Source organism: Klebsiella sp. SWET4, assembly GCF_024296565.1.
GTDB classification, from domain to species: domain Bacteria; phylum Pseudomonadota; class Gammaproteobacteria; order Enterobacterales; family Enterobacteriaceae; genus Klebsiella; species Klebsiella variicola.
Genome location: NZ_JANCOB010000009.1, coordinates 195,694 through 219,203 on the forward strand (window position 1 = coordinate 195,694; position 23,510 = coordinate 219,203).

Consider the following 23,510-nt stretch of genomic DNA (forward strand, 5'->3'; position numbering starts at 1 on the left):
AATATGCTTCGTCGCCTGCTGCAGTTATATATTGGTCTGGTGCTTTATGGCGTGTCCACGGCGCTCTTCGTGCATGCCAATCTTGGCGCCGATCCGTGGGATGTTTTCCATCTCGGGGTGGCTAAACAACTGGGTATCAGTTTCGGTACGGTGATTATCCTGACCGGCGCGGCGGTGCTGCTGCTGTGGATCCCGATCCGGCAAATGCCGGGACTCGGCACGGTGAGCAACGTCATCGTGCTGGGGCTGGCGGCGGATGCCACGCTGGCCGTCCTGCCGCCGCTGGAGTCGCTGGTGGCTCGCAGTGTGCTGCTGGTGGGGGCGATTGTGCTGAATGCTATCGCCACCGGGATGTACATCGGCGCGGGCTTTGGCCCCGGGCCGCGCGATGGCCTGATGACTGGCCTGCACGCTCGTACCGGCTGGTCTTTGCGTGGCATCCGGACGGCTATCGAGTTGACTGTGCTGGTGATTGGCTGGCTGCTGGGCGGTAAGTTTGGCGTCGGCACCGTGATTTACGCGCTGTCGATTGGGCCGCTGATCCAGCTGTGTCTGCCGTGGTTTCGCCAGCCCGTCAGCCGCAAAGCGGTCAGCACTCCGCAGGAGATAGTCTCCTGAATTAACGACTCGCCCTCTCTATCCGCAAGAGGGCGAGCCGACGCTTACAGGCCGCTCAGACCGTGAACCATCATGTAGATCCCCACCACGATAATCAGTAAACCTGAGAACCAGGGCGCCTTGCGCGAGACATCGTTAAGCCAGGGCCAGCGGCGGGTGGCCTGTTTAAGACTCAGCGCGGCGATAGCCCCGGAAGCCACCAGCGTCAGCGCCAGACCAACGCTAAAGCCCAGTACCAGCGTGGCGCCAAGCGAAAATTTCTTCAGCTGTAAACAGATAAGCAGCACAGTAATGGACGCCGGACAGGGGATCAGCCCGCCGGTCAGGCCAAACAGTACGATCTGCCCGGTCGTCACCTGGCGGCCATCAAAGCGCCGGTTGATCTCCTGAGCATGAGCCCGCTGATGCGCGTCCTGCCACTCCTCCGCCACCAGCGGCACGGCGGATGAGGACGCATGGCGATGGTCATGGTGGTGATCATGTTCATGGTGGTGATCATGTTCGTGGTGATGATCATGTTCGTGATGGTGCTCATGTTCATGGTGGTGATCATGGTGCGTGTGGGGCTGCGATTCGCGCCAGGTGCGCCAGAGCATCCAGCAGGCAATCAGTACAATCGCTATCCCCGAGATCAGCTGAAACCAGGGTTCGGAGGTCTGCGCGTTCCAGCCGCGGCCAAACCACAGGCCGGCCATGGAGATCAGCCAGACCACTGCCGTATGGGAAACCGTCGCCGCCAGCCCCAGCAGCACCGCCTGTTTTAACGTTCCCCGTACCGCCACGATAAAGGCGGCCATCATGGTTTTTGAATGGCCCGGTTCAAGGCCGTGCAGGGCACCGAGCAGTATCGCGCTGGGAATAAACAGCCAGGCATTACCTTGCTGCAGAAGGGAAGTGAAATCGTTCATATCGGGATCCTTGCCAAAAGTGCGTTTATCCTACTCCCCCCCAGTAGTAAAATACTACCCCCCAGTAGAAAAAGCGGCTGACAAAAGGGATCATGCTATGCTGGCAGGCGTTACTGATGATGAAGGTCGGTAATCACGGACAGAATGAAACGGTGGATCGTGCAATGTCACATACAGTTCGACACAAAAAAATGTTACTGACCCGACTGAAAAAAATTCAGGGGCAGAGTTCCGCGTTAGAGAAAATGCTCAATCGCGAGCATGAGTGCGCTGAGGTGCTACAGCAGCTGGCGGCGATTCGCGGCGCGGTCAACGGTATGATGCTGCAGGTTATTCAGGGGCATCTGACCGACCATGTGGTGAAAGAGCCTGAAGAGACACAGCGTGAAGCGGATCTGGAGACGGTGATGCAGGTGATCAAATCTTATCTGAAGTAGCGCCCAGGCGCGGGCGGCGAAGTGGCCACACCCGCTGGCATTCTGCTTATTGCTCCTGTTGCTTAATGCACATGGAGGTTATTTTCCGCCCACAGAATAAACTGCTCTTTTGGCAGCGCTTTGCTGTACAGCCATCCCTGGGCGTACTGGACGCCATGCTGTCGTAGCCAGTCGCGCTGGCTTTCGGTTTCTACCCCTTCGGCGACGGTGGCCAGATTGAGCGCCTTGGCCATTTCAATAATGTGCGGCGTCAGCGGCCGGTACTCGAGGGTATCGACAAAAGATTTATCGATTTTCAGCGTATCGACGTCCAGTTTCTGCAGATAGCTCAGGCTGGAGTAGCCGGTGCCAAAGTCATCAATCGAGATACGATGCCCGGCCTGACGGTAGTGAGCGATCACCGGCATGGTGGTCTCCGGATCGACAAATCCGCGCTCGGTGATTTCAAGGATGATCTGTTCGGCGGCGATCCCCCAGTGCTGCAGCTGATCGTGTAACAACGTCGGTAGGGTGGGCGAGCGTAAATCATCTACCGACAGGTTGATGGAGATGTGCACTTCCGGCCGCTGCCGCAGCCAGGGACCGAGATCGGTAAAAATTTTCCTGACGATATCTTCCGTCAACTGCGTAATCAGCCCGGTCTGCTCGGCCAGAGGAATAAAAATATCCGGCGATAAAAAGGTGCCGTCGGGTTGCTGCCAGCGGGCCAGCGCCTCGGCCCCGGCGATTTTCCCATCCTGCAACGAGATTATCGGCTGATAGTAAACCTGAATCGCTTCGGAGTTGAGGGCGTCCAGCATACTGTTGCGTGGTGATCGCAGGTGTCTCAGCAGGCGCAGCAGCAGCCAGGTAGCAAGCAGGCTGGTGAAGATGCCGACAGGGAGCCAGAAGATTAGCTGCTGGCGAATACGCTGCTGCAGCGGCAGCGTCGACGACCAGGTCACGATGCCGGAGCCCAGCTCGGGAATGCGCTGGATCCGATAGACCGTGTTATCCAGCGTCAGCATATTAACATGTGGATCTTTAATACGCTGCCAGACCGTATCCGGCAGCGGTTGGCTGCTGATCACCATTTTCAGGTGATCCAAACCAAACAGCATGGTATGGATCTTCTCCTCGCTGGCAGGAACCACATCGATAAAAGAGATGGGATCGATCATCACCATATGCTGTTGACTGCCCATGGCCGTCATCTGGTGATTAAGGCCGAGATCGTTTATTGAGGTCAGCCAGGTGCGATAGCCGTCAGGGGCAATGTGGTCCGGCGGGGGAAAGGTGACCGCGACGCTATGGTCTTCCAGGGAGGAACATTGCGGCACGGAATCACGCAGCCAGAGCACTTCCTGAATGTAGCGATGGGTGTAGGCGATGCGGCGGAGCGTGAGCAGGTGCTCAGGGCTACAGGAGGCGGCGGTGTGTGAGTCGGCCTCACGTAGCGCTTCCCTGGCCTGATCGGCAACCTGCAGCGTGCGGACGACGATACGGTTGGAATAGTCATCCAGTTCACGATAGAACTGCAGCTTGGCCTGCCGCGCTGCCTGCCAGATGCTGAGTGAGATGGGCAGGATGATGGCCAGTATCAGCACCCCTGTAAACAGCGCCACCAGATGCCGGGTCCTCATGCCTGTGTCCTTATCGTTCGCCGGGTGTCATCAGTATATGCGAAAGATAAATCAGGCGCAGCGAGAGAAGTGAGCTGAGGTCGCGAAAAAACCGGCATCGCGAGAGGCTGCGATGCCGGGAGAGAAGGATGATTCCGATGCAGCAGAATAAAAATGAGGGTGTGAATGCCGGGCAGGGTGTATTCCGGCATTCAGTCGCAGCATACGCGGCGCAGATGACAGCAATATGTTAGCTAGTGCGCATCCGGCGCCGGGATATCAGCGCTGATACGCAGGTCATTCTCATCAAATACCATGCAGAAGCGCTCATCGAAGGCCAGATTTATTTTCTGCCACGGGCGGAAATGGACGTCGCCGGGCAGCAGGACCTTGACGTTATCGTGGCCGTAGCACTGGCCGAACAGATAGGTATTGTTACCCAGACGCTCCACCACTTCACATTGAAACTCCACCACGGTACCGGTAGTGACGTCGGGCGTGAGATGCTCTGGCCGGATCCCCAGCGTCACCGCGGCGCCGGGCTTCAGCGGCTGGGTAGCGATATTGAGGACCAACTGATGGTCCTGCGCGAGGGTGACCGTTAAGCGTTCCGGCTGCCAGTCGCTGACGATGGCCGGCAAAAAATTCATCTTCGGCGAGCCGATAAAGCCGGCGACGAATTTGTTGACCGGATTGTAATACAGCGCCATCGGCGAACCCATTTGTTCGACTTTCCCGTAGTTCATGACCACGATTTTATCGGCCAGCGTCATCGCCTCTACCTGATCGTGGGTGACATACACCATGGTGGTCTTCAGCTCCTGGTGCAGACGGGCAATATGCAGGCGCATATCGACGCGCAGCTCCGCATCGAGGTTAGAGAGCGGCTCATCGAACATAAACACCCGGGGATTACGCACGATCGCCCGGCCAATGGCCACGCGCTGCCGCTGGCCGCCAGAGAGCTGCTTCGGTTTACGATCCAGCAGGTGCGAGAGCTGCAGCGTTTTAGCCACCATTTCCACCTGGCGACGGATCTCCGTTTTCGGCACTTTATTCACCTTCAACCCGTAGCCCATGTTCTCTGCCACCGTCATGTGCGGGTAGAGCGCATAGGACTGGAAGACCATCGCCACGCCGCGGCGGGCGGGCACGACATCATTCATCACCTCATCGCCGATCAGCACTTCACCCTCGCTGACCTCTTCCAGACCGGCAATCATGCGCAGCAGCGTCGATTTTCCACAGCCGGAAGGACCGACGAAAACGGCAAACTCGCCATCTTCAATATCGAGATTGACCTGGTGCAGCGTCACCGTGCTGCCGAACCTTTTGGTGACATTCCTCAGTCGTATATTGGACATCCACATTCCCCGAAGTGAGTAGCTGTTGTTTGCCGTTGCTTTGTCGCTGTGTGTAGCATGAATTGTATTACGTGTAACAAATCAGCGTGGCGATGTTCAACAGCAGTAAAATCATGCCCTGACTATAACTTCCGCAGTTTTAGCGCCATACAGCGGCGTTTCATTTCTGTAATGATGATCACACAACTGGCAGCTTATGGTAGTTTTGTCAGCGATCTACGGGTAGCGTATAACAAAAGAGAGCTGGAGCCTTTTTCTCATATAACTCGCCAGGTTGAAGTGATTTATTTTTCTGACTGGCAGAGATAAGCCCAATAAAAACCATTAAATTGTTATACCTTCACATGAGGTTGATAATGAAAAAGAACACGCTTGCTGCACTGATCCTTACCACCCTGGCGGCGGGGCAACTCACCAGCCTGCAGGCGCACGCCGCCGGGCAGCTCAACGTCTGGGAAGACATTAAAAAATCCGCCGGCATTAAAACCGCGGTCAGTGATTTTGAGAAGCAGTACAACGTGAAGGTCAATCTCCAGGAGATGCCTTATGCCCAGCAGCTGGAAAAGCTGCGCCTCGACGGCCCGGCGGGCATTGGGCCGGACGTGCTGGTGATCCCTAATGACCAGCTCGGCGGCGCCGTGGTTCAGGGACTACTCTCGCCGCTCAGCGTCGATCAGGCGAAACAGGATGCCTTTACGCCAGCCTCCATCAATGCCTTCCACATGGACAACGCGCTGTACGGGATCCCGAAAGCAGTGGAAACCCTGGTGCTTATCTATAACAAGGACCTGATCGACAAGCCGCTGGACAGCCTGCAGGCCTGGCTGGACTACTCGAAAACCCAGCGCGAGCAGAACAAATACGGCCTGCTCGCCAAGTTTGACCAGATCTATTACAGCTGGGGGGCGATTGGCCCGATGGGCGGCTATATCTTTGCTAAAAACGACAGCGGTGGCTTTAACCCGCAGCAAGTGGGCCTCAATACCCCCGGCGCCGTCGAAGCCGTCACCTTCCTGAAAAAATTCTATGCCGAGAAGGTCTTTCCAGCGGGGATCCTCGGCGATAACGGGCTGAATGCCATCGATTCCCTGTTTACCGAGAAAAAAGCGGCGGCGGTGATCAACGGCCCCTGGGCCTTCCAGCCGTATGAAGCCGCTGGCATTAACTATGGCGTGGCGCCCCTGCCGACCCTGCCGGACGGCAAGCCGATGAGCTCCTTCCTGGGCGTCAAAGGCTATGTGGTATCGACCTGGAGTAAAGACAAAGCGCTGGCGCAACAGTTTATCGAGTTCATCAACCAGCCGCAGTATGTGAAAGCCCGCTATGTCGCCACCGGCGAAATTCCGCCGCTGAAGGCGATGATTGACGATCCGGTGATTAAAAACGACCAAAAGGCCAGTGCCGTCGCCATCCAGTCGGCGCGAGCGGTGGCGATGCCGGGCATTCCGGAGATGGGGGAAGTGTGGGGGCCGGCCAACGCCGCGCTTGAACTGAGCCTCACCGGTAAGCAGGCGCCGCAGGCCGCGCTCGATAACGCGGTGAAACAGATCACGATGCAGATCGAAGCAATGCAGGCCAGCAATCAGTAATTCACCGTCACGTGAAGTCACCGAGCGGGAGGGGGACCTCCCGTTTGTAGAAGGAGTCGAGTGTGAGCATCCATTCCAGCGAAAATTTTAGCGACGCACGCGGGCCCGGGCGCCATGCATGGTGCGGCCTGCTGCTGGCAATCGTGCCGGGTTTCGGTCAGTTTTATCATCGCCAGTGGCTGAAAGGGCTGGTCTTCCTGGTGCTGCTGAGCAGCTTTCTGGGGATTTTTTATGATTTCCTGCGTGAGGGGTTGTGGGGGTTATATACCCTGGGTGAAGAGGTACCGCGGGATAACTCTATCTTCCTGTTAGCGGAGGGGATTATCAGTGTGCTGATCGTCGCCTTTGGCGTGCTGATCTATTTTCTCTCGCTGCGGGATGCGTGGCTGAACGGCAAAAAACGCGATGGGGGGATCGCCCTGAACAGCGTGCGTAAGCAGTACCAGATGCTGCTGAGCGACGGCTTCCCGTACCTGATGATCACCCCGGGCTTTATTCTGCTGGTGTTTGTGGTGATCTTTCCCATTCTGTTCGGTTTCGCCATCGCCTTCACCAACTACAACCTGTACCACACGCCGCCGGCGAAGCTGGTGGACTGGGTGGGGCTGAAAAACTTCGTCAATATTTTCACCCTCTCTATCTGGCGCTCCACCTTCCTGGATGTGCTGCAGTGGACCGTGGTGTGGACGCTGCTGGCGACCACCCTGCAGTGTACGGTGGGCGTGCTGCTGGCGATTCTGGTGAATCAAAAAGATCTGCGCTTTAAGCCGCTGATCCGCACCATCTTTATTTTGCCGTGGGCGGTGCCGGGGTTTGTCACCATCCTCGTCTTTGCCGGTATGTTCAACGATTCATTCGGGGTCATCAACAACGCGATCCTGTCGTTCTTCGGTATCAGCCCGAAGGCATGGCTGACCGACCCGTTCTGGACTAAAACGGCGCTGATCATGATGCAGACCTGGCTTGGCTTCCCGTTTGTCTTTGCCATGACCACCGGCGTGCTGCAGGCGATCCCGGACGATCTGTATGAAGCGGCGACGATGGACGGCGCCAGCGCCTTTACCCGTCTGCGCACCATCACTCTGCCGCTGGTGCTGTACGCGATCGCGCCGATCATCATCACTCAGTACACCTTCAACTTTAATAACTTCAACATCATTTATCTGTTTAACAACGGCGGTCCTGCGGTGGCAGGCTCCAACGCCGGTGGGACGGATATTCTGGTGTCGTGGATCTATAAGCTGACGATGTCCTCGTCGCAGTACGCCATCGCGGCGACCATCACGATCCTGCTGTCGATCTTTGTCGTCGGCCTGGCGCTGTGGCAGTTCCGCGCCACCAAATCCTTCAAAAATGACGACATGGCGTAAGGGAAGCAACATGGCTCAATCACCCAGTATTAAACGCGAAAAGTGGATCCGACTCTCTCTCACCTGGCTGGTGGTTATTCTGGTCTCGGTGGTGATCATCTATCCGCTGGTCTGGACGGTCGGGGCGTCGCTGAACGCCGGCAATAGCCTGCTCAGTACCTCGATCATTCCGGAAAACCTGTCGTTCCAGCACTATGCCGATCTGTTCAATGGCAATGTGAATTACCTCACCTGGTACTGGAACTCGATGAAAATCAGCTTTCTGACCATGGTGCTGACCCTGATTAGCGTCAGCTTTACCGCTTACGCCTTCTCCCGCTTCCGCTTTAAAGGGCGGCAGAACGGGCTGATGCTGTTCCTGCTGCTGCAGATGATCCCGCAGTTTTCCGCGCTGATTGCGATCTTTGTGCTATCGCAACTGCTTGGCCTGATTAACAGCCATCTGGCGCTGGTGCTGATCTACGTCGGGGGGATGATCCCGATGAATACCTGGCTGATGAAGGGGTATCTCGACGCGATCCCCAAAGATCTGGATGAGTCCGCCCGCATGGATGGCGCCAGCAGCTTTCGCATCTTTATCGAGATCATCATGCCGTTGTCGAGGCCTATCCTCGCGGTGGTGGCGCTGTTCTCCTTCACCGGTCCGCTGGGCGATTTCATCCTCTCCAGCACCATCCTGCGTACCCCGGATAAATACACGCTGCCTATCGGTCTGTATAACCTGGTGGCGCAAAAAATGGGTGCCAGTTACACCACCTACGCGGCGGGGGCGGTGCTGATTGCCGTACCGGTGGCGATCCTCTACCTGGCGTTACAAAAATACTTTGTCTCCGGCCTGACCTCGGGCAGTACTAAAGGATAAGCACATGAAAAGATTCACCCCCGCATGGCTTGCGGTTTGTCTGGCATGCAGTTTCTCCACCCCTACTCTGGCCGCGGACGCGCTTGAAACCCGCGCGTTTCAGGGCATGCCGGCGGACTTTATCAAAGGCGCGGATATCTCCACGCTGCTGGATGCCGAAAAGCACGGGGCGACGTTCTACGACCAGAATAATCAGCGCAAGGATCCGATCGCGATTCTGAAAGAGAACGGCGTCAACTATGTTCGCCTCCGTCTGTGGGTGGATCCGCAATCGGCGAGCGGTGAGGGCTATGGCGGCGGAAATAACGACCTGGCCACCACCCTGACCCTCGCGAAACGGGCGAAAGCCCAGGGGATGAAGCTGCTGCTCGATTTTCATTACAGCGATTTCTGGACCGATCCCGGCAAGCAGTTCAAGCCGAAAGCCTGGGAAAAGATGGATTATCCGCAGCTGAAAACGGCGATTCATGACTATACCCGCGATACCATCGCCCGCTTTAAGCAGGCAGGCGTCCTGCCGGACATGGTGCAGATCGGCAATGAGATCAACGGCGGCATCCTGTGGCCGGAAGGGAAAAGCTGGGGGCAGGGGGGCGGCGAGTTCGACCGGCTGGCCGGGCTGCTGAACGCGGCTATCGCTGGCCTGAAGGAGAACCTGCATCACGGCGAGCAAGTGAAAATCATGCTGCATCTGGCCGAAGGGACCAAGAACGATACCTTCCGCTGGTGGTTTGATGAGATTGACAAGCGCCATGTACCGTATGACGTGATCGGTCTGTCGATGTACACCTACTGGAACGGGCCGATCAGCGCCCTGAAGGCCAATATGGATGACATCAGCAAACGCTATAACAAAGACGTTATCGTCGTCGAGGCGGCCTATGCCTATACCCTGGCCAACTGCGACAACGCGGAAAATAGTTTCCAGGCGAAAGAGGAAAAGGACGGGGGTTATCCCGCCACCGTGCAGGGGCAATATCACTATATTCACGATCTGATGCAGGCCGTCATAGATGTTCCCGACCAGCGCGGCAAAGGTATTTTTTACTGGGAGCCCACGTGGATTGCCGTGCCGGGAAATACCTGGGCCACCCCGGCGGGGATGAAATATATCCACGACGAGTGGAAAGAAGGGAATGCACGTGAAAATCAGGCGCTATTTGATTGCCAGGGAAAAGTATTGCCGTCGGTAAAAGTTTTTAATTAATTTTTTTGTCGTTTTTTTCAGGAAGTTTATTATGAATAAATTTGCACCTTTACATCCGAAGGTTAGTACGCTGCTGCATGGCGCGGATTATAATCCGGAGCAATGGGAGAATGACCCCGATATTATTGATAAAGACATTGCCATGATGCAGCAGGCAAAATGCAATGTGATGTCGGTGGGAATATTTAGCTGGGCGAAACTGGAGCCACGCGAAGGGGTATTTAATTTCGCCTGGCTGGATACTATCCTCGATAAACTGTATGCCGCCGGCATTCATGTTTTTCTGGCCACGCCGAGCGGCGCGCGTCCGGCGTGGATGTCTCAGCGCTATCCGCAGGTTCTGCGGGTGGGACGCGATCGGGTGCCGGCCCTGCACGGCGGCCGTCACAACCACTGTATGTCGTCACCGGTCTATCGCGAGAAAACCCTGGAAATCAATACCCTGCTTGCAGAGCGTTATTCTTCACACCCGGCGGTACTGGGCTGGCATATTTCCAATGAATATGGCGGTGAATGCCATTGCGATCTCTGCCAGAACCGTTTTCGCGACTGGCTGAAGGCGCGTTACCAGACCCTGGAGAACCTCAACCAGGCCTGGTGGAGCACCTTCTGGAGTCATACCTATACCGACTGGTCGCAAATTGAATCACCTGCGCCACAGGGCGAGGTGTCAATTCACGGTCTCAATCTTGACTGGCATCGCTTTAACACCGCTCAGGTGACCGATTTCTGCCGCCATGAAATTGCCCCGCTGAAGGCGGCTAACGCCTCCCTGCCTGTGACCACTAACTTTATGGAGTATTTCTACGATTACGACTACTGGCAACTGGCAGAGGCGCTGGACTTTATCTCGTGGGACAGCTATCCGATGTGGCACCGCGATAAAGACGAAACCGCACTGGCCTGCTACACCGCGATGTATCACGACATGATGCGCAGCCTGAAGGGCGGCAAACCGTTTGTGCTGATGGAGTCCACACCAAGCGCCACCAACTGGCAGCCGACCAGCAAACTGAAGAAGCCGGGAATGCATATTCTCTCCTCGCTGCAGGCGGTGGCGCATGGCGCCGACTCGGTGCAGTATTTCCAGTGGCGGAAAAGCCGCGGTTCGGTTGAGAAATTTCACGGCGCGGTGGTTGACCACGTCGGGCACATTGATACCCGTATTGGTCGTGAAGTCAGCCAGCTCGGCGAGATACTGAGCAAGCTACCGGAGGTCCGGGGTTGTCGCACCGAGGCGAAAGTAGCGATTATCTTCGACCAACAAAACCGCTGGGCGCTTGATGACGCCCAGGGGCCGCGCAATCTGGGTATGGAGTATGAGAAGACGGTCAACGAACACTACCGTCCGTTCTGGGAACAGGGCATTGCCGTCGATGTGATTGACGCTGATGTCGATTTAACGCCATACCGGTTAGTGATTGCCCCGATGTTATATATGGTGCGCGACGGCTTTGCCGCGCGGGCAGAGGCGTTTGTCGCCAGCGGCGGCCACCTGGTGACCACCTACTGGACCGGCATCGTCAATGAGTCCGATCTCTGCTATCTCGGCGGCTTCCCGGGCCCGCTGCGCAATCTGCTGGGGATCTGGGCGGAAGAGATCGACTGTCTGAATGACGGCGAGTTTAATCTTGTGCAGGGGCTTGCCGGGAATCAGTGCGGTCTGCAGGGTCCCTATCAGGTGCGCCATCTCTGTGAACTAATCCATACCGAGAGCGCTCAGACGCTGGCCACCTACCGGGATGATTTCTATGCCGGACGGCCGGCGGTGACGGTGAACGGTTTCGAGAAAGGTAAAGCCTGGCATGTCGCCTCCCGCAACGATTTAGCCTTCCAGCGCGATTTCTTTGCTGCCCTGAGCAGGGAGCTGGATCTGCCACGAGCGATAGCGGCGGATTTACCGCCCGGCGTAGTGGCTACCGCGCGCACCGACGGTGAGAGCACGTTTGTCTTCCTGCAGAACTACAGCGCGCAAAGTCATACTCTGACTCTGCCGCCGGGGTATTGGGATTGCCTGACCGACGCGGCGGCGCCGGACCCGCTGATCCTCTCAGCATGGGATTGCCGTATTCTTCGTCGCCACGCGTAATTTCTTCTTCTCCATGCCTGCTCTGACGAGCAGGCTTTTTTTTATCTTAAACCTGGAGCTTATGATGGTGAGTTTAAAATCCTTTCTGCACTATTTCTCTCCTGCACGTCCGGCACAGCCGTTAAGCGAAGCGGAAAAACAGCAAATCGAGGCGCTGATTCAGGCCTTCGGCGGTGAAGCGAATATTACGCAAGTGGATGCCTGTATTACTCGTCTGCGGGTGACGGTTCGTCATCTTGCAGCCGTGGATACTGACGCATTACAGCAGCAGGGCGCGCTGGGCGTCATTATTCTCGGTCAGCAGGTGCATGCTATTTTCGGTAAGCAGTCCGATGCGCTGCGTCAATTGCTGGATGAGCATTTTGCTACCCGTAAATAAATAAAACGGGATAACCTGAAAACAGGTTATCCCGAAAATAAGACAAAGATAGCAGTGGCAATAATAATTACCGGAGAGGTAATTAATGACCTTACAGTTGGAGATAAAAATAATGTACTTGTCTTACCAGCGCGATATTACCACCAGGCCTCAACCTGCACGCCGAAATTCCAGGTATTATTCGCCGTCTGGTCTTCAAACGGTTTACCATCTTCGGAATCATTCAGGTATGAAGCAAAAATGCGTAATTCCGGGCGTGACATAAAGTCTGGCCCGTCCGCCAGGCCCAGCGCAATGGTATATTTCTCACCGGCCTGTTTGTAGCTGGTGCCATTGTTATAGCTGTCTTTCTGATAGAAACCGCCGACTTCGCCAATCAGGCGGACGTAGTCGGTGAACTGATACTGCCCACGGGCAACCAGCGACAGCATCCGCGTTTTGTCGGTGTAGTCGGTAATATCATCCGCCGAGCCCCAGGTCAGGACGTGGTTGATGGAGAACTTTTCGGTAATCGGGATCAGGCCGGTGTTAATCACGCGATAGCCGGTGGCGTCGTTCACGTAGTTCCACATATCGTACCAGCCGCCGCCCTGGGAGACCATGTTCTGCGCCAGCCCTTTGTTGGCATACTGCAGCACGGTTTTGTTATAGCCGCCCAGCATATCCTGACTGATTTCACCGGTCAGCATCACGCCATTATCGGCATCGTACAGCCCGCCGTAGCTGTCCTGTTTTTTGGTGGTGTTCGGCATGGCGTAGTCGATGCCGAATTCGGTCCACGAACCCGACCACGGCTTCCAGCCTGCATAGCGTAAATCGATATAGTTAATATTGACGTTGCTGTCGCCATCGACGCGATAGTCAACGTCGTTGGCATCGCCGCGGATCCAGGCCAGCGAGACGGCGCCCGGGCCGAGGGTGTAGTTTTCCACCCCGGCCCCGGAGCCGGATATGTTCCAGTATTTGGTATCGATGATGTGCAGATCGTGGCGCTGGTAGTAACGTTTACCCCCCCAGATCACCGCATTCGGATCGCCGGGGATCAGCCCTTTGATCTGCAGGTTCAGCTGACGTAAACCGAACTGTGCATCATCATTCAGCGTGGTTTCATTATCGTTAGAGCCGTCGGAGACCATGCTGACCATGCTGTCGAGATAGAAGCTGACGTCATCTTTCTTGTAGACCTCGGAGCCCAGCTCCAGCTCACCATAGGTATCCGATTCATTACCCAAACGGCCCAGCTTGTTCTTTTGCCATTCCGCTTCGCTACCATCGCCGGAGACCCCAACCCCGGCGCGCATATAGCCATGGAAATCGATACTCGGGATTGCGGCGGTCGCCGCAAACGCGGAAGGGGCGATTAGCGCAGCGGCTAACGCGGCGGAAAGGGCGCGCAGTGTCGTATTCATCTCTATCCTCTTATTGTTTTGTATTACGTTCACATAACTGATGTCATAAAATGCCTAAATGTAACTTCAGGCAAACGAGATATGATTATTGTGTGACTAAGTGCAAATAATCATGCTGGTTTTTGTTGTGATGGGTGAGGTGATTCACAATTAACTGTGTTGTGAACGTAATACTTTTTGTGGTGTAATTTTGCGATGAAAGGTGGCGGTGAGCGTTTTTTCAAATGGCCCCTGTTACAATCATGGGATAACAACATAAGGAACCGGACCATGAAGTCTAAAAGCGCTACTCTGGAAGACGTCGCACGCCATGCGGGCGTCTCTTACCAGACCGTGTCCAGGGTACTCAATAAATCTGCCAATGTATCCGAAGCGACGCGCCGCAAGGTGGAGAAATCAATAGAGGCCTTACGCTATGTGCCAAACCGGCTGGCGCAGCAGCTGGTGGGGAAGGAGAGCCAGACGGTCGGGCTGGTGACGATTTCGCTGGCCTGGCATGCGCCTTCCCAGGTGGCGGCGGCGGTAAAACGCTATGCCAATCTGGAAGGTTACCAGGTGCTGATTTCGATGATCGATGAGAGCGTCAACCAAAGTATCCAGGATTCCATCAATGAGCTGAAATCTCAGCGGGTGGATAAAGTCATTATCAACGTGCCGCTGGAGACCGAGCAGGCGCAGAAAATCGCCGCTGACAACGATGATATCGTCTGCCTTTTTCTCGATGTCGACCCCTACAGTTCCGTGTTTAACGTTTCGTTTAATCCGGCAGATGGCACCCGGGCCAGCGTCAAATATCTTTATGAGATGGGGCATCGGGAGATCGCGCTGCTGGCGGGGCCGGACAGCTCCGTCTCGGCCAAACTCCGGCTGAAAAGCTGGCTGGAGACTCTGGAGGGCTACGGCCTGAAGCCGGTGACCGTTCTGCACGGCAACTGGGATGCGCAAAGCGGCTATGCCGGCGCGCTGCAGATGCTGCGCGAAACGCCCAATTTCAGCGCCGTGCTGGTGGGTAATGACCAGATGGCGCTGGGGGTGCTCAGCGCTTTCCATCAGCACCAGGTGGCGGTGCCGGGGGAGAAGTCCGTCATTGGCTATGACGATACCTACGAAAGCTCCTTTTTCTATCCGGCGCTGAGTACGGTGTCGCTGGACCTCGATCTGCAGGGGAAAGAAGCGGTGCGGCGGATCCTCGCCAGCACCAGCGGTGCGCCACATACTTCATCCATCCTGCCGGCGCGCCTGGTGATACGTCATTCCAGCGGCGCCAGAACTGAGCAAGGCAAAGATCTGCAGGCCATCGCGGAACAGCTACGCGCCATCGCCCACCGTCTGGCGCCCTGAAACCTAAGGCGGGGAAACTCGCCTTAGGCCCATTACCCTTAATTTGAACATGGTTGATCTTTGTCGTGGAACGGCGTAACTTAAATGTTATGTTATAACATAATGACGAGGTCATCATGAAAGCCCATATCCATCCCCCCTATCGCACGGTGGTGTTTCACGACACCAGCGTTAATGAGTATTTTAAAGTCGGTTCCACCATCCGCACCGATCGCGTGATTGAACTCGACGGCGAAACTTTTCCGTATGTAACGATCGACGTCTCCTCGAAATCGCATCCGTACTACACCGGCAAACAAAAAACCTTCGCCAGCGAGGGCAGCGCGGCCCGGTTCCGTCAGCGCTTCGGCGGCTTTATTGATGCGAAAAGGAAGGCATGATGCAGGTCGTTAACTCATTACGCAGCGCCAAACAGCGCCACCCGGATTGTCAGCTGGTCAAGCGCAAAGGGCGGCTGTACGTTATCTGTAAGAGCAACCCCCGCTTTAAAGCGGTGCAGGGGCGCAAAAAACGTCGTTAACGGAAACTCTCCAGAGTGCGGCGCTGCTGGCCGTCGGCGGTAAAATTGTCGGCGGCCAGCCATTGCCGCATGGCGTTATCCAGCTGCGGCCATTCGCCGTCTATCACCGAAAACCAGTCCGTATCCCGGTTATGTCCTTTGCTCACCAGTGCCTGGCGAAAACGTCCTTCGTACTGAAAACCCAGCCGCCTTGCCGCCCGGCTCGATGGCATATTGAGACTATTACATTTCCATTCATAGCGACGATAACCGAGCGTATCAAACACATACTGCATCAACAGCCAGTGCGCTTCGGTGGCCATAGCCGTTCGGCTCAGCAACGGTGAAAAATGCACATGTCCCACCTCTACCACGCCGTGGGTGGCGTCGATGCGCATTAACGCCAGCGAGCCAACCGCTTTCCCTTGCCGCTGGTCAACGACGGCAAAATGGATCGGGTCTGCCAGCGTGGCGACCTGCTCCACCCAGGCACTGAATTCTGCAAGGTTGCTCTCAGGTTCACGCAGTAGCCACGTCCAGCTGCGGGCGTCTGGCGCCAGCTGGTGAGCAGCAAACAGGTCGCTGGCATGCGTGAGAGTCAGTGGTTCGAGCCGACAGCGGCTGCCCTGTAATACCTGCCGTGCTGGCCATGGACGCAGTTGCCAGTCAGGCAGCGCGGCGCCGAGTTCCTGTCCAAACTGATTGTATTCACGCATTGCGGTTTCCTTAGCGGGGTTTTTCAGGCAGCGTACGCGCTCACTGGTTCCATAAAAAGTGCCACAGGCGTATGTTTTCATAGGGCCACGAGGAGATGAAATGAACATACCGGACGATGGTTTTTTTACGCTGGTGACGCAGGGGATACAGCACCGATCGGATGAAACCCTGCAGCGGGCCCTTTACCACACATTGCGCCATGCCATCCTGCAGGGAACTCTGGCGGCCAACTGCCGTTTGCCCGGATCGCGGGTGATGGCCGGACGGCTGCAGCTGTCGCGAAATACGGTCAATGCTGCCCTGGAGCAGCTGGCGCTGGAGGGATACCTGATGCGGAGCCGTCAGGGAACGCAGGTGGTACCGCTCGCCGCCTGCCGCGAAGAGCCCGTGAAGGTGCCGCCCGTCGTGCTGCCTGAACGGCTGCAAGGGCTGCCAGCCGCAATGCGCCGCGACTCTCCGGCGCTGCTGTTTACCCCTGGCATGCCGGCGGTGAACTATTTCCCGTTGCCGCTGTGGCGGCGGCTGATGGATAACGTCTTACGCGACGAGGGCAGCGCACTGCTGGGCTATGGCGAGGCGGCAGGCGACCCCTTGCTGCGGGAGGCTATCGCTCGTCATCTGGCGCTCTCCCGGGGGATCCGTTGCGATATTCGGCAGATTGTCATTACCGAAGGGGCGCTGGAAGGGGTGAACTTATGCGCTTCGCTGTTGACGGATCCTGGCGACAGCGTGTGGGTGGAAGAGCCGGGGTACCTGGGGGCCAGGAGCAGTTTCCAGCGGGCGGGGCTGCGGGTCAGCGGAATGGCGGTCGATGACGAAGGGATGGGGATTGCCAACGGCGTCGCGGAGCCGCCCCGTCTGATCTTCACCTCTCCCTCTCATCAGTATCCCCTCGGGAGCGTCATGAGCGCCGCGCGACGTCTGGCGCTGGTGGAGTACGCCCGCCTGCACGGGGCGTGGATTGTGGAGGATGACTACGACAGCGAGTTTCGCCATAGCGGAGAGCCGATCCCGGCGATGCTGGGGATGGTGCCGGATGCCCCGGTGGTGTATCTCGGTACCTTCAGCAAAACACTCTTTCCGGCGCTGCGTATTGGCTTCATGGTGATGCCGCCTGCGCTGGCGGATGCCGTTCAGGATGTGATTGGCACGTTGCTGCGTGGAGGACACCGCACGGAACAGCGGGCGCTGGCCAGGTTTATTGAGAAGGGGCACTATGCTCGCCATCTGGCGGCCATGCGTCGCCTGTACCGCAAGCGCCAACAACAGCTGCGTGAGGCACTGGCGCAAGAGATAACCGTGCCATGCGAGGTCCTTGGCGGGGAAGGGGGGCTCCATTTGACAGTCGCAATGGAAGGGTTCGATGACCAGGCGATTGCGCAGCAGGCGCGTCAGTTTCAACTGGCGCCTGCCGCGTTAAGTCATTTCTATCTCGACCCGCAGCGGGGGCGGAGCGGGCTGGTGCTGGGATATGGTAATACTTCTGCTTCCCGCTATCCGCTGGCGCTGCGGACGCTAAATCGTCTTATTGTGCAGCACCGGCGCGGGTCAGCGTAAAAACGTCGTAGAAGGAGAGCTCGCCTTTGGTGGCGACCATCTTTTTGAGCTGCGCCTTCTGCTCGCTATCGACATCCGGCGACTGAAGAATACGCTCGATCAGCTGCCGGGGAACAAAGCGGGTGTTATACCATTCCCCGTTGTAGCACACGCGAAAGTCGAGGACATCGATATCTTCATAACGATAGCGCGGATAGACATCAAAGAAGAAAAAGGCGTTGAACAGGATGAACAGCACCACCAGCAACCAGACCGAGTCTACCAGCGTTTCAGAGCGCAGCATGACCACCAGCGTCGCCAGAAACGCGGCATACATGGCAACAAACAGCCCCGGATGGTTGCGGATAAAACTGATGCTAAAACGCGGGCGATTATCGCGTTTTTCCTGAACGTTGAGTTCGTCAATGGTATGAGTTAGCAGGCGTTGTATTTCTGTCATCTTGGTCCCCGAATTCTGCAATGAGCCAGCCGTGCGCGCCCGGCGGACCAGGCGTGGCAGGCTTAGCCTGAAGGCTATTTTATGTTGCAATATTCCACGGCGAAAGTAACAGATCAGTTACAGAAAACCATAACAGTTACGGATTGGGTACCGGAAGGCGCTTAATGATCTGCGCCGGGTTGCCGCCGACAACGGCCCCGGCCGGTACATCTTTGGTGACGACTGCACCGGACGCAATGACCGCATTATCACCAATGGTCACCCCGGGATTGATTACCGCCCGCCCACCAATCCACACATTGTGGCCAATGGTCACTGGTTTGCCATATTCCTGGCCGCTGTTACGCGCCTCGGCATCCAGCGGATGGGTGGCGGTATAAATATGGACGCCCGGCGCCAGCATGCAGTTATCGCCAATATGAATAGGGCAGACGTCCAGCATCACGCAGTCAAAATTGGCGTAAAACGCGTTGCCGAGAAAGATATTGTAGCCGTAGTCGCAGCGAAAGCTTGGCTCGATATACGCATCGCCGGCGCGACCGAACAGCTCGGCCAGAATATGCTGACGTTCTTCCTGCGCATCCGGGGAGGAATGATTATAACGGTGTAACAACTGTCTGGCGCGCAGGCGATCGGCGCGAAGCGTTGGGTCGCCAGATAAATAGAGCTCACCGGCGATCATTTTACGTTTTTCTTCACTCATGGGTCTTCCTTATACCTGACTTGAGATGGCCGTAGCAGTATAAAAAAGAAACCGGTTACAGGGTTGCTGTTAGCTGAATGATGTGATGACTATCACAAAGATACCCTGCGGCGGCTGACGCGTTTCGTCCGGTCAGCAGACCACGTTGTGCGCGTCGATTAGCGGATAAACTTCCAGACTGAGGTCGGGATCTTATCGTACAGCTTATTCATGGTCAGTTCAGCCAGACGATGATCGGCGGCTGAGTAAAATACCGCCAGTTCATTATCAGACAGTTCATATTTATTTTTTTCAATGACGCGCTCCAGCGTGTCAATTGTCTGGCAACGACGTAAGCGCATCAAATAGTCTGTTTTAGTTAATGGCTTATCAGACATAATTCCACCTTTTGATTGTAATAATTCTAACACGAGAGACTGGCCGGGTTTTCCCGGCTGGCGTTGACAAAGCAACGAAATAGTCGATTACCGGATTTTTTCCACTTTTGCAAATCCGTTGAGTTAATGCCGTAGTTACTGAACAAGGTAAAAGTATCGTCCAGATATTCGTCAACCTGAGCGACCAGTTTATTATCCTCAGTGTACTTAATTTTATAATTAAGCGCGAATGTGGCAATGTGCTCGATCAATTCATTTAACTGAAGATTGACAGCCGAAGTCGGGTCGTTGACCCAGCCATGGTTGCTCTCTTCCAGGTTTGCAAGGCAGTCATGATACAGCGTTTCGCAGAGAAAGCGTAGCTGTGCAATATCATGTCTTTTTGGCGAGTATTCGTCCATAACGCATCCCCTTTTGAGTGGTTTAAACGACGACTAACAAACACCGTTGTGGGATGAACACGACTAACCGACCTGACACTAACTGAGTAATCCTGCTGATTTAACTATAATCCACTCTCCAACAGATTTCATCGTGCTATTACGAAAAATTACAATTATCAGAGAGAAATTATCTTAAAAATAGACGAATTAATTTCGCAGGCCGTGGCGCACAGCCCGAGAAATAGAGAAGTCTTATCAATCATCGGCTTAAGGCAGGCAGCTGTCGCGTTCAGAAACCGCCGGCCGCGGGCGTTGGTATTAGGATTATTCCTGGTCAATGAGTGTGTAAAGATCATAAGTGCCAGGCAATGTGAAAAAATAGCCCGGACCATATCAATATATATTAAATGCAGTGTGAAAAATAAACAATGGCAATATGTGCCCTGTTGCGACGGACAAAAAAAGGGCCGCGAAGGCGGCCCTTTGTTCAAGTGTGACGATTAATGATGCTCAACCTGATGGCTGTGCTCCATATCTTCCGATTTCTTGCTAAAGCGGCGACGAACCACCACGAAGAACACTGGCACGAAGAAGATGGCCAGAATCGTCGCGGTCACCATCCCGCCCATTACGCCAGTACCGACGGCGTTCTGCGCGCCGGAGCCGGCACCCGAGCTGATCACCAGCGGCATAACGCCGAGGATAAACGCCAGGGAGGTCATCAGGATCGGACGCAGACGCATACGCACTGCTTCAAGCGTTGCCTCAATTAGCCCTTTACCCTCTTTCTCCATCAGGTCTTTGGCGAATTCAACGATCAATATCGCGTTCTTCGCCGACAGGCCGATGGTGGTCAACAGGCCCACCTGGAAGTAAACGTCGTTGGTTAAACCGCGGAAGGTAGCGGCTAACAGCGCACCGACCACACCCAGCGGAACGACCAGCATGACCGAGAACGGAATTGACCAGCTCTCATACAGCGCTGCCAGACACAGGAAGACGACAATCAGCGAAATGGCATACAGGGCAGGGGCCTGGTTGCCGGACAGTCGTTCCTGATAAGACATCCCGGTCCAGTCGTAGCCGATACCGGAAGGCAGTTTACCCGCCAGCTCTTCCATCAGGCTCATCGCCTCACCGGTACTCTTGCCTGGCGCTGCCTGGCCGAGAATTTCCAGCGACGGCAGGCCGTTGTAGCGTTCCAGACGCGGTGAACCGTATTCCCAACGCGAAGTAGAGAAGGCGGAGAACGGCACCATCTGACCATCGCTGCCGCGAACATACCACTTGCCGATGTCTTCCGGCAGCATACGGTATTTCGCTTCAGACATGATGTACACTTTCTTCACGCGGCCGCGGTCGATAAAGTCGTTGACATAGCTCCCGCCCCAGGCCGCGCCCAGCGTGGTGTTAATGTCGCTGATGGAGACGCCCAGCGCCTGGGCTTTTTCCTGATCGATATCGATTTTAAACTGCGGTGTATCTTCCAGACCGTTAGGACGCACGCCGGTTAACACGTCAGGGTGCTGCGCCACCATGCCAAACAGCTGGTTACGCGCCTGGGTCAGTTTTTCGTGGCCCAGACCGCCCTGGTCAATGAGCTGGAAGTCAAAGCCGGTCGCGGTACCCAGTTCAACGATAGCTGGCAGGTTAAAGGCGAACACCATCGCATCTTTAATCTGCGAGAAGTAGCCCATCGCCCGGCCGGTGATCGCTTCAACTTTGTTTTCCTCACCCGGACGCTGGCTCCAGTCTTTCAGCGAGACGAACGCGATGCCGGTGTTCTGGCCGCGGCCGGCGAAGCCGAAGCCGTTAACCGCAAACACGGATTCCACGTTGTCCTTCTCTTTGGTGAGATAGTAATTCGTCATCTCATCCAGCACTTTCTGCGTACGCTCCTGGGTGGCGCCGGCAGGCAGCTGCGCCATGCTCAGGAATACCCCCTGGTCCTCGTCCGGCAGGAACGAGCTCGGCAGACGGACGAAGAGCCACGCCATGCCCACCACGATGATCAGATACAGGACCAGATAACGACCGGTGCTGCGCAGAATGTTGCCTACGCTGTCGGTGTAGTGGTGCGTGCTCTTATCGAACATGCGGTTAAACCAGCCGAAGAAACCGGTGGTCGCGCCATGGCTGCCTTTCTGAATAGGCTTCAGCATCGTGGCGCACAGCGCTGGCGTCAGGATCAACGCCACCAGTACCGACAGCGCCATCGCAGAAACGATGGTGATGGAGAACTGGCGATAGATGGCCCCGGTTGAACCGCCGAAGAACGCCATTGGGATAAATACCGCCGACAGCACCATGGCGATACCGACCAGCGCGCCCTGGATCTGTCCCATCGATTTACGCGTCGCTTCTTTCGGCGGCAGACCCTCTTCCGCCATTACGCGCTCGACGTTCTCGACCACCACGATGGCGTCATCCACCAACAGGCCGATGGCGAGCACCATCCCGAACATCGTCAGGGTGTTTATCGAGAAGCCAAACGCCGCCAACACCGCGAAGGTGCCTAACAGGACTACCGGTACGGCGATGGTCGGGATCAGCGTGGCGCGGAAGTTCTGCAGGAACAGATACATGACCAGGAACACCAGGATGATCGCTTCCACCAGCGTTTTAACCACTTCGTGAATAGAAATTTTCACGAACGGGGTGGTGTCATACGGGTAAACGATCTTCATCCCCGACGGGAAAAACGGCTCCATCTTCGCCAGTTCTGCACGGATAGCGTTGGCGGTATCCAGCGCGTTCGCGCCGGTAGCCAGTTTAATACCCAGACCCGATGCTGGCTGGCCGTTAAACTTCGCCACCACGTCATAGCTTTCGCCGCCCAGTTCAATTTTGGCGACATCGCGCAGACGAACCTGGGAACCGTCCTGGTTCACCTTCAGCAGAATGTTGCCAAATTCTTCGGTATTGGTCAGACGGGTTTGCGCGATGATCGAGGCGTTAAGCTGCTGGCCTTTCACCGGCGGCGTACCGCCTAACTGACCCGCGGCCACCTGTGCGTTCTGCGCTTTCAGGGCGCTGATCACGTCCACCGGCGTCAGCTGGAAGTTGTTCAGTTTGTTCGGATCCATCCAGATACGCATCGCGTACTGGGAACCGAACAGCTGAACGTCGCCGACACCGCTGGTACGGCTGATCGGGTCCTTCATGTTGGCCGCCACGTAGTCCGAAATATCGTCCTGGTTCATGGTGCCGTTGGTGTTAATAACGCCGACAACCATCAGGAAGCTGCTGGACGCTTTCTCAACGCTAATCCCTTGCTGCTGTACTTCTTGTGGCAGCAGAGGCGTCGCCAGCGCCAGCTTGTTCTGTACCTGAACCTGGGCAATATCCGGATCGGTGCCGGATTCGAAGGTCAGGGTGATGGTCGCCGTACCGGTGGAGTCGCCATTGGAGGACATGTACATCAGGTGGTCGATACCGTTCATATTCTGTTCGATAACCTGAGTCACGGTGTTCTGCACGGTTTCGGCGTCAGCACCGGGGTACATGGCGGTAATGGAAATTGCGGGCGGCGCAATCGTCGGATATTGCGCTACCGGCAATTTGAGGATCGATAATCCCCCAGCCAGCATGATGATGATGGCGATCACCCATGCAAATATGGGGCGATCGATAAAGAAATTAGGCATGTCTTAACGGCTCC

General features: G+C 55.9%; 22 protein-coding genes and 1 pseudogene. 13 read left to right on the forward strand and 10 right to left on the reverse strand.

Features of this window, described 5'->3' with window-relative positions:
- Nucleotides 1–3 precede the first annotated feature (3 nt).
- Complete coding sequence (locus NKJ21_RS20090; protein ID WP_008805419.1) at nucleotides 4–618, forward strand: YitT family protein; 615 nt, start codon at nucleotides 4–6, stop codon at nucleotides 616–618.
- Between the two features lie 44 nt (nucleotides 619–662).
- On the opposite strand, the gene NKJ21_RS20095 is transcribed toward NKJ21_RS20090, so the two are convergent.
- On the reverse strand, nucleotides 663–1,526 hold the full coding sequence (locus NKJ21_RS20095) for a nickel/cobalt efflux protein RcnA (RefSeq protein ID WP_254733170.1): 864 nt from the start codon (nucleotides 1,524–1,526) through the stop codon (nucleotides 663–665).
- A 164-nt stretch (nucleotides 1,527–1,690) separates the two neighbouring features.
- On the opposite strand from NKJ21_RS20095, the gene NKJ21_RS20100 reads away from it, so the two are divergent.
- Nucleotides 1,691–1,963 carry a metal/formaldehyde-sensitive transcriptional repressor gene (locus NKJ21_RS20100; RefSeq protein ID WP_012542675.1) on the forward strand — a complete coding sequence of 91 codons (273 nt, stop codon included), beginning with the start codon at nucleotides 1,691–1,693 and terminating at the stop codon, nucleotides 1,961–1,963.
- 62 nt (nucleotides 1,964–2,025) lie between these two features.
- Here NKJ21_RS20100 and NKJ21_RS20105 read toward each other — a convergent pair whose 3' ends face one another.
- Both NKJ21_RS20105 and NKJ21_RS20110 read right to left on the reverse strand, forming a co-directional pair.
- Entirely contained in the window at nucleotides 2,026–3,585 is a 1,560-nt protein-coding gene (locus NKJ21_RS20105) for an EAL domain-containing protein (RefSeq protein WP_008805422.1), read from the reverse strand.
- Nucleotides 3,586–3,818: 233 nt separating this feature from the next.
- Nucleotides 3,819–4,928, reverse strand: a complete 1,110-nt coding sequence (locus NKJ21_RS20110; protein WP_008805423.1) for an ABC transporter ATP-binding protein — start codon at nucleotides 4,926–4,928, stop codon at nucleotides 3,819–3,821.
- A gap of 356 nt (nucleotides 4,929–5,284) precedes the next feature.
- On the opposite strand from NKJ21_RS20110, the gene NKJ21_RS20115 reads away from it, so the two are divergent.
- The 6 genes from NKJ21_RS20115 to NKJ21_RS20140 all read left to right on the forward strand — a co-directional run bounded on the left by NKJ21_RS20115 (nucleotide 5,285) and on the right by NKJ21_RS20140 (nucleotide 12,424).
- Complete coding sequence (locus NKJ21_RS20115) at nucleotides 5,285–6,517, forward strand: maltodextrin ABC transporter substrate-binding protein (RefSeq protein WP_032438716.1); 1,233 nt, start codon at nucleotides 5,285–5,287, stop codon at nucleotides 6,515–6,517.
- Between the two features lie 62 nt (nucleotides 6,518–6,579).
- Nucleotides 6,580–7,887, forward strand: a complete 1,308-nt coding sequence (locus tag NKJ21_RS20120) for a carbohydrate ABC transporter permease (protein ID WP_080928729.1) — start codon at nucleotides 6,580–6,582, stop codon at nucleotides 7,885–7,887.
- Between the two features lie 10 nt (nucleotides 7,888–7,897).
- Complete coding sequence (locus tag NKJ21_RS20125) at nucleotides 7,898–8,749, forward strand: sugar ABC transporter permease (protein WP_004204761.1); 852 nt, start codon at nucleotides 7,898–7,900, stop codon at nucleotides 8,747–8,749.
- Nucleotides 8,750–8,753: 4 nt separating this feature from the next.
- A complete protein-coding gene (locus NKJ21_RS20130) occupies nucleotides 8,754–9,956 on the forward strand; it encodes an arabinogalactan endo-beta-1,4-galactanase (RefSeq protein WP_040973674.1) in 1,203 nt (400 codons plus the stop codon).
- Nucleotides 9,957–9,987: 31 nt separating this feature from the next.
- Nucleotides 9,988–12,045: a beta-galactosidase gene (locus NKJ21_RS20135; protein ID WP_239270556.1), complete on the forward strand. Its 2,058-nt coding sequence runs from the start codon at nucleotides 9,988–9,990 to the stop codon at nucleotides 12,043–12,045.
- A 64-nt stretch (nucleotides 12,046–12,109) separates the two neighbouring features.
- Complete coding sequence (locus tag NKJ21_RS20140; RefSeq protein WP_012542670.1) at nucleotides 12,110–12,424, forward strand: glucose PTS transporter subunit EIIB; 315 nt, start codon at nucleotides 12,110–12,112, stop codon at nucleotides 12,422–12,424.
- Nucleotides 12,425–12,561: 137 nt separating this feature from the next.
- Here NKJ21_RS20140 and NKJ21_RS20145 read toward each other — a convergent pair whose 3' ends face one another.
- Nucleotides 12,562–13,833: a maltoporin gene (locus tag NKJ21_RS20145; RefSeq protein ID WP_008805429.1), complete on the reverse strand. Its 1,272-nt coding sequence runs from the start codon at nucleotides 13,831–13,833 to the stop codon at nucleotides 12,562–12,564.
- A 270-nt stretch (nucleotides 13,834–14,103) separates the two neighbouring features.
- Between NKJ21_RS20145 and NKJ21_RS20150 the strand changes: the two genes are divergently transcribed.
- From NKJ21_RS20150 to ykgO, 3 genes are all read left to right on the forward strand, one after another.
- Entirely contained in the window at nucleotides 14,104–15,174 is a 1,071-nt protein-coding gene (locus NKJ21_RS20150) for a LacI family DNA-binding transcriptional regulator (RefSeq protein WP_008805430.1), read from the forward strand.
- Nucleotides 15,175–15,290: 116 nt separating this feature from the next.
- Nucleotides 15,291–15,554, forward strand: coding sequence for a type B 50S ribosomal protein L31 (locus NKJ21_RS20155; RefSeq protein ID WP_008805431.1), 264 nt, complete (start codon nucleotides 15,291–15,293; stop codon nucleotides 15,552–15,554).
- Nucleotides 15,554–15,694, forward strand: a complete 141-nt coding sequence (ykgO, locus tag NKJ21_RS20160) for a type B 50S ribosomal protein L36 (RefSeq protein WP_002892018.1) — start codon at nucleotides 15,554–15,556, stop codon at nucleotides 15,692–15,694. Before NKJ21_RS20155 ends, ykgO begins: the two co-directional genes overlap by 1 nt.
- Here ykgO and NKJ21_RS20165 read toward each other — a convergent pair.
- Entirely contained in the window at nucleotides 15,691–16,389 is a 699-nt protein-coding gene (locus NKJ21_RS20165) for a GNAT family N-acetyltransferase (protein ID WP_150341789.1), read from the reverse strand. The genes ykgO and NKJ21_RS20165 overlap by 4 nt on opposite strands.
- A gap of 100 nt (nucleotides 16,390–16,489) precedes the next feature.
- Here NKJ21_RS20165 and NKJ21_RS20170 point away from each other — a divergent pair, with 100 nt between their 5' ends.
- Nucleotides 16,490–17,947 carry a PLP-dependent aminotransferase family protein gene (locus tag NKJ21_RS20170; RefSeq protein ID WP_008805433.1) on the forward strand — a complete coding sequence of 486 codons (1,458 nt, stop codon included), beginning with the start codon at nucleotides 16,490–16,492 and terminating at the stop codon, nucleotides 17,945–17,947.
- Here NKJ21_RS20170 and NKJ21_RS20175 read toward each other — a convergent pair.
- Nucleotides 17,916–18,386: a YlaC family protein gene (locus tag NKJ21_RS20175; protein ID WP_008805434.1), complete on the reverse strand. Its 471-nt coding sequence runs from the start codon at nucleotides 18,384–18,386 to the stop codon at nucleotides 17,916–17,918. The genes NKJ21_RS20170 and NKJ21_RS20175 overlap by 32 nt on opposite strands.
- Before the next feature lie 27 nt (nucleotides 18,387–18,413).
- Here NKJ21_RS20175 and NKJ21_RS20180 point away from each other — a divergent pair.
- Nucleotides 18,414–18,551 (forward strand): annotated as a pseudogene (locus tag NKJ21_RS20180) (hypothetical protein); the annotation flags it as partial.
- Here the strand turns inward: NKJ21_RS20180 and maa are convergent.
- The 4 genes from maa to acrB form a co-directional block, all read right to left on the reverse strand.
- Nucleotides 18,523–19,089 carry a maltose O-acetyltransferase gene (gene maa / locus NKJ21_RS20185; protein ID WP_016160393.1) on the reverse strand — a complete coding sequence of 189 codons (567 nt, stop codon included), beginning with the start codon at nucleotides 19,087–19,089 and terminating at the stop codon, nucleotides 18,523–18,525. The pseudogene NKJ21_RS20180 and the gene maa sit on opposite strands and share 29 nt — an antisense overlap.
- Before the next feature lie 158 nt (nucleotides 19,090–19,247).
- Entirely contained in the window at nucleotides 19,248–19,466 is a 219-nt protein-coding gene (locus tag NKJ21_RS20190) for an HHA domain-containing protein (protein WP_002892050.1), read from the reverse strand.
- 26 nt (nucleotides 19,467–19,492) lie between these two features.
- The gene (gene tomB / locus NKJ21_RS20195) at nucleotides 19,493–19,867 is read right to left on the reverse strand and encodes an Hha toxicity modulator TomB (RefSeq protein ID WP_008805436.1); all 375 of its coding nucleotides are present in this window, start codon (nucleotides 19,865–19,867) and stop codon (nucleotides 19,493–19,495) included.
- Between the two features lie 482 nt (nucleotides 19,868–20,349).
- Nucleotides 20,350–23,496, reverse strand: a complete 3,147-nt coding sequence (gene acrB, locus NKJ21_RS20200) for a multidrug efflux RND transporter permease subunit AcrB (RefSeq protein WP_254733172.1) — start codon at nucleotides 23,494–23,496, stop codon at nucleotides 20,350–20,352.
- Between the last annotated feature and the right edge of the window lie 14 nt (nucleotides 23,497–23,510).

What these genes read in the sequence shown, in the direction of transcription:
- NKJ21_RS20090 (WP_008805419.1), top strand. Translation starts at nt 4, where the DNA reads ATGCTTCGTCGCCTGCTGCAGTTATATATTGGTCTGGTGCTTTATGGC.
- NKJ21_RS20095 (WP_254733170.1), bottom strand. Translation starts at nt 1,526, where the DNA reads ATGAACGATTTCACTTCCCTTCTGCAGCAAGGTAATGCCTGGCTGTTT.
- NKJ21_RS20100 (WP_012542675.1), top strand. Translation starts at nt 1,691, where the DNA reads ATGTCACATACAGTTCGACACAAAAAAATGTTACTGACCCGACTGAAA.
- NKJ21_RS20105 (WP_008805422.1), bottom strand. Translation starts at nt 3,585, where the DNA reads ATGAGGACCCGGCATCTGGTGGCGCTGTTTACAGGGGTGCTGATACTG.
- NKJ21_RS20110 (WP_008805423.1), bottom strand. Translation starts at nt 4,928, where the DNA reads ATGTCCAATATACGACTGAGGAATGTCACCAAAAGGTTCGGCAGCACG.
- NKJ21_RS20115 (WP_032438716.1), top strand. Translation starts at nt 5,285, where the DNA reads ATGAAAAAGAACACGCTTGCTGCACTGATCCTTACCACCCTGGCGGCG.
- NKJ21_RS20125 (WP_004204761.1), top strand. Translation starts at nt 7,898, where the DNA reads ATGGCTCAATCACCCAGTATTAAACGCGAAAAGTGGATCCGACTCTCT.
- NKJ21_RS20130 (WP_040973674.1), top strand. Translation starts at nt 8,754, where the DNA reads ATGAAAAGATTCACCCCCGCATGGCTTGCGGTTTGTCTGGCATGCAGT.
- NKJ21_RS20135 (WP_239270556.1), top strand. Translation starts at nt 9,988, where the DNA reads ATGAATAAATTTGCACCTTTACATCCGAAGGTTAGTACGCTGCTGCAT.
- NKJ21_RS20140 (WP_012542670.1), top strand. Translation starts at nt 12,110, where the DNA reads ATGGTGAGTTTAAAATCCTTTCTGCACTATTTCTCTCCTGCACGTCCG.
- NKJ21_RS20145 (WP_008805429.1), bottom strand. Translation starts at nt 13,833, where the DNA reads ATGAATACGACACTGCGCGCCCTTTCCGCCGCGTTAGCCGCTGCGCTA.
- NKJ21_RS20150 (WP_008805430.1), top strand. Translation starts at nt 14,104, where the DNA reads ATGAAGTCTAAAAGCGCTACTCTGGAAGACGTCGCACGCCATGCGGGC.
- NKJ21_RS20155 (WP_008805431.1), top strand. Translation starts at nt 15,291, where the DNA reads ATGAAAGCCCATATCCATCCCCCCTATCGCACGGTGGTGTTTCACGAC.
- ykgO (WP_002892018.1), top strand. Translation starts at nt 15,554, where the DNA reads ATGCAGGTCGTTAACTCATTACGCAGCGCCAAACAGCGCCACCCGGAT.
- NKJ21_RS20165 (WP_150341789.1), bottom strand. Translation starts at nt 16,389, where the DNA reads ATGCGTGAATACAATCAGTTTGGACAGGAACTCGGCGCCGCGCTGCCT.
- NKJ21_RS20170 (WP_008805433.1), top strand. Translation starts at nt 16,490, where the DNA reads ATGAACATACCGGACGATGGTTTTTTTACGCTGGTGACGCAGGGGATA.
- NKJ21_RS20175 (WP_008805434.1), bottom strand. Translation starts at nt 18,386, where the DNA reads ATGACAGAAATACAACGCCTGCTAACTCATACCATTGACGAACTCAAC.
- maa (WP_016160393.1), bottom strand. Translation starts at nt 19,089, where the DNA reads ATGAGTGAAGAAAAACGTAAAATGATCGCCGGTGAGCTCTATTTATCT.
- NKJ21_RS20190 (WP_002892050.1), bottom strand. Translation starts at nt 19,466, where the DNA reads ATGTCTGATAAGCCATTAACTAAAACAGACTATTTGATGCGCTTACGT.
- tomB (WP_008805436.1), bottom strand. Translation starts at nt 19,867, where the DNA reads ATGGACGAATACTCGCCAAAAAGACATGATATTGCACAGCTACGCTTT.
- acrB (WP_254733172.1), bottom strand. Translation starts at nt 23,496, where the DNA reads ATGCCTAATTTCTTTATCGATCGCCCCATATTTGCATGGGTGATCGCC.